This window comes from Ruegeria sp. (assembly GCF_965199275.1).
In the GTDB taxonomy this organism is placed as follows: Bacteria; Pseudomonadota; Alphaproteobacteria; order Rhodobacterales; family Rhodobacteraceae; genus Ruegeria.
Genome location: NZ_CBDAQX010000032.1, coordinates 68,620 through 75,071, shown reverse-complemented (window position 1 = coordinate 75,071; position 6,452 = coordinate 68,620). Strand labels below are relative to the sequence as shown.

Below are 6,452 nucleotides of genomic sequence, written 5' to 3'. Positions count from 1 at the left end.
CAGACGCGCCTGGCCAGGCTGTGGCGAAGCTCCTGACGGTTAAGTTGGATCAGAATACGCCGCCGCGTTTCCTCGTCAGTGATGAATCTGAGGATATGCAGCGACTTGATGATCTTGCCCAATTCTCCAAGGGCTTTGGCGAGTGCCGTGGTGCGTTCGCGCACCTGAAGTGTACGCATGACTGCGCCTGCATTCCTGACTTCCGACATTTTTTCGTATAAGTCATTGATATTATTATGCCTTGGTTGCCAAAAGGCACTACACGGACTTTTTTCGCCAGCGATTGTTTCGGAGTGTTGAGGGAGCTCAGGCTTTGGTCTGGCCAGTTTTTCGGGTGCGCCCGGGGGGTATCTTGAAAGGGGCTTCGTTCCAGGTCAGGCCGACGCAGGTGAGGATGCGTCTGGCATCGACCGTGGCATGGCTTGGCATGCCGTAGCGGTCAGGGGTGCCTTTGTGGCGCAGGATCGAGAGCTGCAATGCGTTCAACTCGTTGCGGATACGAGCCGGGCTCATCGGGTGTCCGAGCAGGTCCAGATGCTTGCGCAGGTGCTGCAGGCAGCAGAAGGCCATGTAGCAGATGGCGATATGGGCCCGGACCCGACGCGGCGACCAGTGATAGATGGGCCGGATTTTCAGATCGTGCTTGTTGGTGCGGAAGCAGGCTTCGATCTCCCACAACTGGTGATAGCGGGCAATGACGTCCTGTGCCTCCAGTTCGTCCGCACCATGAACAACAATGGCATGCAGCCCGTCCCATTGTGCCGCTGCCTTGATCTTTGCATCATCCAGCGTGACGTCCCCGCTGTCGGGGAAGGCCAGGAAGCGGCCATATCCCCGGCTGCTGAAGCTGCCGGGTTTGCGAGAGCGCTTGAGCTTCTTGTGCAGCTTTTCGATTGCCTTGTCGCGCTTGTGGGCATCATTGCGTGCCCGGGTGGGTGACCAGGTCACAATGACCCGCGCTCCCTCCTGGTCGATCACCTTGTACCAGCCCTTCTCGGTTGCCTCTTCAGAACCGTGTCCAGCCCAAGGCTGGCGTCCCTCCGGGCTCAAAATGTTCGCCTTCACGGCGGCCGGGGCGGACTTCATGCGATAGCCGAGGATGTAGGGCAGACCCTTGTTCTGCAACATCTGCTGGTTGTCCTTGCTGAGCATGGCGGCATCGGCCACGAACGTGACCCTGGCCACGTCGAAGCGTCCCTCCAACGCCTTCAGCGCAGCTTCCAGCGTATGACCTTCCCAGGTGTTTCCCGGGAAGAGTTCATAGCCCACAGGCAGCCCATCGGAGGTGACGATCAGCGCCAGCATGACCTGAGCGCGGTGATGCTTGCCATCCTTGCTGAAGCCCTTGGCCAGAAGATGATCCTGCTCGACCCCGTCCGCATCCTCGGCCGGGTCCTCGCGCTCGGTGTCAAAGGCCAGGGTCGTGCAATCGTAGAACAGCACGGTCACTGGCCCGCCCAGCAACTTCTCTGCCGCCGCGTGAGAGGTTTTGCAAATCCCGTCTATCACCGGCGTATTGATGTAATCCATGCTCCGATAGACCACGTCCAGATTGAGCGTGATGCCTGCCTGGTTCTCCAACGCCTCCACGGTCGCGCGCTTGCTCTCGGGCTGTGCGATCCGCGCCATAACCAGCTCTTTCACAATGCGATTGGCACTTTTACGCGCCGCCCCCAGAAGGGCCCCCCAACCCAGTTGGTCATACATCGTCCCCATGACATCCCGCAGACCCAGAGAGACCCGCGCCTCCTCACGGCACTCGGCAAGATCAACGCCAAGCTTGTCCGGCCGCGGAGCGCGGCGCACCAGCGCCTGCAGATCGGCATATTCCGTGGGCGTGAACAGTTCCATTTGCGGCGAGCGATCAATGCGTAATTGCTCCATCAAGCGGCCCGCCAGACGCTTGATATCCTCAATCTCGCTGTCGTTATGGGCCACACCCACATGGCGCAGGATCTTCTGGCGTACCTTGGAGCCGGTGCGGACGGATTCAACGATCTGGATCCGTGTGCGGTTGAGCTTTGCGTCATGTTTGGTGCGGATGAACATGGGCGAAGAGGTTAGCCATCTGAAGGCCCATGTCAATACTTTTTATAATAATGGGGCACTACAACGCGCCTCTGAGCAACCACACCTGAAAACAAACCAAAAACCCAGTCAGATCAACAAAAAGGTCGGAAGTCAGGAGAATACGCCGCCGCGTTTCCTCGTCAGTGATGAATCTGAGGATATGCAGCGACTTGATGATCTTGCCCAATTCTCCAAGGGCTTTGGCGAGTGCCGTGGTGCGTTCGCGCACCTGAAGTGTACGCATGACTGCGCCTGCATTGATGTGTCCAAGCTTCAGCGATCCGGTCAGACGCAACAGGTCTTCCCAATTTTCTATAATGAGGCGGACATTGATCTTGTTGCGCGTGAGCGAATCAAGCGGACCATAGTCTGCTTTGCGGTCGATGCGCCAAAGTCGGGTCTGACCGATATCCGCGAGCCGAGGACTGAACTGATAGCCAAGCAACCAAAAGAGTCCAAAGACGATATCGGAGTAGGCCGCCGTGTCGGTCATGATTTCTACGGGTTCGAGATCGGTTTCCTGGTCGAGCAAAAGCGCAAGGATGAACATGCTGTCGCGCAGTGTTCCGGGCACAACAAGGGCATTGAGGCCAGTGAACTGGTCGGAGACAAGGTTATAAAGCGTGATACCGCGGCCAGTCTTGAAGTATTTCGGGTTAGGGCCGGCATGGATGACCGTGGGTGGAGCGGAAAAGCGAATTCCGTCTGCGGAGGCAACATCACCAGAACCCCAATGTTGGACGATCGGCAGTTCATTGTGGGCGGCAACGATGCGAGCGTTTGCTGCCGTGATTGTCTCGGAGCGGATGAAGTTCTGGCTGATCCAGGAAAGCCTGTCGCGCCGAAGTGGCGGAAAGCTCGCCTGCGTGATCGGCTCGAAGCCAATGTTGCAGGCCTCGGCGAGCAATACGGCACACAGGCTTGTCTGGAAGCCATCGACGCGCGCGCGCCGCTCAGTGACATGGGTGAAATCCTGCGCAAAACCGGTTCGGTTGGCGACTTCGAGAAGCACATCCGAGAGATCGACTTTTGGCAATCTGGTCCGCATCGCGAACTTCAGTTTCTTCAGGCTGTCGGATTCTTCGATGCGGTCGAGTGGCGTGATGACGAGCTGTGGCTTGCCCTTCTTGATTTCAGTTCGAATTGCCGGATTTACTTCGAAGGTTTCCGCCGCCCGCCGATAGGCTTGGTCAAGTTGGTCAGCAAGAACGGCGAGTTCCGTTTCTCCATTTGGCGAACGTTCAAGTGTGCGGCATATAGTTGGCTTCACCGCCTGCCACGCTTCGCCGCTCAGCAAGCCACGTCTGGGATCATCAAACCTCATGCCAGCGGGCACGAAGATGTCTCGGGTCTTAAGTGCCCCCTGCCAAGCCTCGCATACAGCAAAAACATAAGCTTTATTGTCGGAGACTTTTCCATTGGTATCGAGCGCGTATTTGCGCCAGACTCCACGCAGGATTTCAGTCGGCGCATCGTTCATATCAGCTTTTGCCCAGTTCTCGATGCCGCGAAGAAAATCGATCGCCGCTTTGATAGGCTGGCCCTTGGGCGAAGCTTCAAATTCTATTCGTTCGAGGAGGTTGCGAAACAGTGTGTGCGTCGTGCGCCACTTTACGATCAGTTCTTCCAGCGGCTTGTCTTCTGGTGGTTTGGCCAAGACATCGACACGGTCAGTGGCTTCAACGAGGGCGGCATAATTCAATTCGTCGTAGATGGCATCGCGCCAGGACCGGAAAGTCATATCTGTATCATCGTCGCCATCGGTCATGACGCGCCGGGCCAGGTCACGCAAGGTCAGAGCAGCAGCGTCCAGATCGCCCAAGCTTCGCAATCTCTTTCGCTTGCGAGCTGCCTTGGCTTCTCGAAACGTATCCGCCAGCAAGGCACTAAAAAGCTCGACCGCATCGTCGATGGCAACGGCCTCCAACGTGTGAAACAGCGCGGCGATAATCGCGGTTCGGCGCGGCTCCTTGGCAACCGCGATTGCAGATGGCCGCATGGTTCTAGCTATCTTGGCCAGGCGCTGGATGAGTGCATTCGGAACCGTTTCAGGCGAATGCGGGGCCAGTTCGTAGGCGCGAATGTCATCAAGGCGATGAAAGTGGCGCAGCAGTTCTGTCATAGACCGTCTTGTGGGAGCCGCCCGCAACGAATCCAGCCTGCGCAGCGACCCGCCTTCGCCCTCAAGCAAGGCGGTGATCTTCTGCCGCTGCATATCCGACAACGCATCGGACAGATGCATCCACAACTGCCGATGCGCACGATCCCGAATGCGGGCAACAAGGCGCTCCAAAGTGCTGATACCAGGCAGCAGTATCTTGCGCGCCAACATCCACGCCGTGGCCCGGTCAATCAGCAGGCTCGGCCGATCATCGCCAGACCAACACAGAGTGTAAAGCCAGCGCGTCAAACGAAAGCGAGCGCTGGCATCATCGGCCAGGTCTCGGAAGCCGTAGGTTTTCCGGATCAAGGCCGCATGGCGCTTCTTTGGGCGCCCAACAGCATAGGCGGTCAAAGACGGCATCGTGGTCAGTCCGAGCTGTGCGACCACCGCTTCAACCACGACATCGGGAATATCCTCGAACCTTGTCGGAAGTACGCCAAGGAACCGAGCGATACCGAGTTGAAGCGCAAAGCCCAGACGATTATGGCTGCCACGCAACTGATTGATAATGTCCCGATCAGTCGCATCAAGGTGGAAATATCGCGCGATCTGCGTTCGACTGGGAACCCCGTCGAAGCGTCCGTATCGCGCCCGCTGCGCGTCACTCAAAAACCGCGTCGGCATTCGCAAATCTCTCAAGTTTCGCGAGACCGAATCCGGCCACGAAGAATCAATGGTTTATCTATCGCAAAATACAGATGCGAAAGAAACGGTTTTTGCGACAACTTTTGCGACACTTCGGAAGGGGCGGCATGAAATTTGGTTACGCGCGCGTCTCAACGAACGCCCAGGAACTTGATTTGCAACGGGCCGAACTGGAAGCGACCGGATGCGAGACGGTGCTCGAGGAAAAGGGTTCCGGTGCACGCATAAAGAGGCCTGAACTGCAAAGGTTGCTAAACCAACTCAGAAAAGGGGATACGGTTGTCGTGACGCGTCTTGATCGCTTGGCGCGTTCAACGTCTGAACTTTTACGCGTCGCAGAAGTTATCGGAGAAAAAGACGCGGGACTTCAATCGCTTGCCGAACCCTGGGCCAATACATCCTCGCCCTCAGGCCGCATGATCCTGACCGTGTTTGCTGGCATTGCAGAGTTCGAACGTGAACTTATACGAGGTCGAACCGAAAACGGTCGAAAGGCTGCATTGCAACGTGGCGTCATATTTGGACGCCCTCCTAAATTGGGGAGTGAACAACGCGACACAGTCCGTCAACTTCTCGAAAATGGAAAATCCGTCAAAGAGGTCGCCAGAGCATTCAAAGTCCATCCTGCAACCATTTACCGATGTCTCAACGAAAAAAATGCCTTATGACCCCTCACCGTTCCATTCATGCGTACAGGCCAATACAGATGCGAAAGAAACGGTTTTTGCGACAACTTTTGCGACACTTCGGAAGGGGCGGCATGAAATTTGGTTACGCGCGCGTCTCAACGAACGCCCAGGAACTTGATTTGCAACGGGCCGAACTGGAAGCGACCGGATGCGAGACGGTGCTCGAGGAAAAGGGTTCCGGTGCACGCATAAAGAGGCCTGAACTGCAAAGGTTGCTAAACCAACTCAGAAAAGGGGATACGGTTGTCGTGACGCGTCTTGATCGCTTGGCGCGTTCAACGTCTGAACTTTTACGCGTCGCAGAAGTTATCGGAGAAAAAGACGCGGGACTTCAATCGCTTGCCGAACCCTGGGCCAATACATCCTCGCCCTCAGGCCGCATGATCCTGACCGTGTTTGCTGGCATTGCAGAGTTCGAACGTGAACTTATACGAGGTCGAACCGAAAACGGTCGAAAGGCTGCATTGCAACGTGGCGTCATATTTGGACGCCCTCCTAAATTGGGGAGTGAACAACGCGACACAGTCCGTCAACTTCTCGAAAATGGAAAATCCGTCAAAGAGGTCGCCAGAGCATTCAAAGTCCATCCTGCAACCATTTACCGATGTCTCAACGAAAAAAATGCCTTATGACCCCTCACCGTTCCATTCATGCGTACAGGCCCTCAACCCGACAGATCGACCTCGGGCCCAAGCGGGCCATCTATGCCCGTGACGGCGTAGGTCATCTTTGGCTTGTTGATCCGGATGCCCGAACACTGGAAGCCTTCGAACTGAAGGATAGGCGCTGGTCGTTGATCGCCTCCCTTGCGAATGCAGACGCCGTTTCGGTTCCCCCGTTCGACGCGATCAGCTTTGCGCTCTCCAATCTCTGGCCATGATAGG

General features: G+C 56.5%; 6 protein-coding genes. 3 read left to right on the top strand and 3 right to left on the bottom strand.

Annotation, left to right across the window (positions count from 1 at the left end):
* The 3 genes from ACOERD_RS28425 to ACOERD_RS28415 all read right to left on the bottom strand — a co-directional run.
* The coding region (locus ACOERD_RS28425) for a Tn3 family transposase (RefSeq protein ID WP_419741250.1) at positions 1 to 209 on the bottom strand (209 nt) is incomplete at its 3' end.
* Between the two features lie 97 nt (positions 210 to 306).
* Positions 307 to 2,049, bottom strand: coding sequence for an IS1634 family transposase (locus ACOERD_RS28420; RefSeq protein ID WP_419737624.1), 1,743 nt, complete (start codon positions 2,047 to 2,049; stop codon positions 307 to 309).
* Positions 2,050 to 2,107: 58 nt separating this feature from the next.
* Complete coding sequence (locus ACOERD_RS28415; RefSeq protein WP_419741249.1) at positions 2,108 to 4,858, bottom strand: Tn3 family transposase; 2,751 nt, start codon at positions 4,856 to 4,858, stop codon at positions 2,108 to 2,110.
* A 128-nt stretch (positions 4,859 to 4,986) separates the two neighbouring features.
* Between ACOERD_RS28415 and ACOERD_RS28410 the strand changes: the two genes are divergently transcribed.
* The 3 genes from ACOERD_RS28410 to ACOERD_RS28400 all read left to right on the top strand — a co-directional run bounded on the left by ACOERD_RS28410 (position 4,987) and on the right by ACOERD_RS28400 (position 6,448).
* Entirely contained in the window at positions 4,987 to 5,547 is a 561-nt protein-coding gene (locus ACOERD_RS28410; protein ID WP_419737856.1) for a recombinase family protein, read from the top strand.
* 92 nt (positions 5,548 to 5,639) lie between these two features.
* Positions 5,640 to 6,200 (top strand): recombinase family protein, encoded by a 561-nt coding sequence (locus ACOERD_RS28405; RefSeq protein WP_419737856.1) that lies wholly within the window; start codon positions 5,640 to 5,642, stop codon positions 6,198 to 6,200.
* Positions 6,197 to 6,448 (top strand): Uma2 family endonuclease, encoded by a 252-nt coding sequence (locus ACOERD_RS28400; RefSeq protein ID WP_419741248.1) that lies wholly within the window; start codon positions 6,197 to 6,199, stop codon positions 6,446 to 6,448. Before ACOERD_RS28405 ends, ACOERD_RS28400 begins: the two co-directional genes overlap by 4 nt.
* Positions 6,449 to 6,452 lie beyond the last annotated feature (4 nt).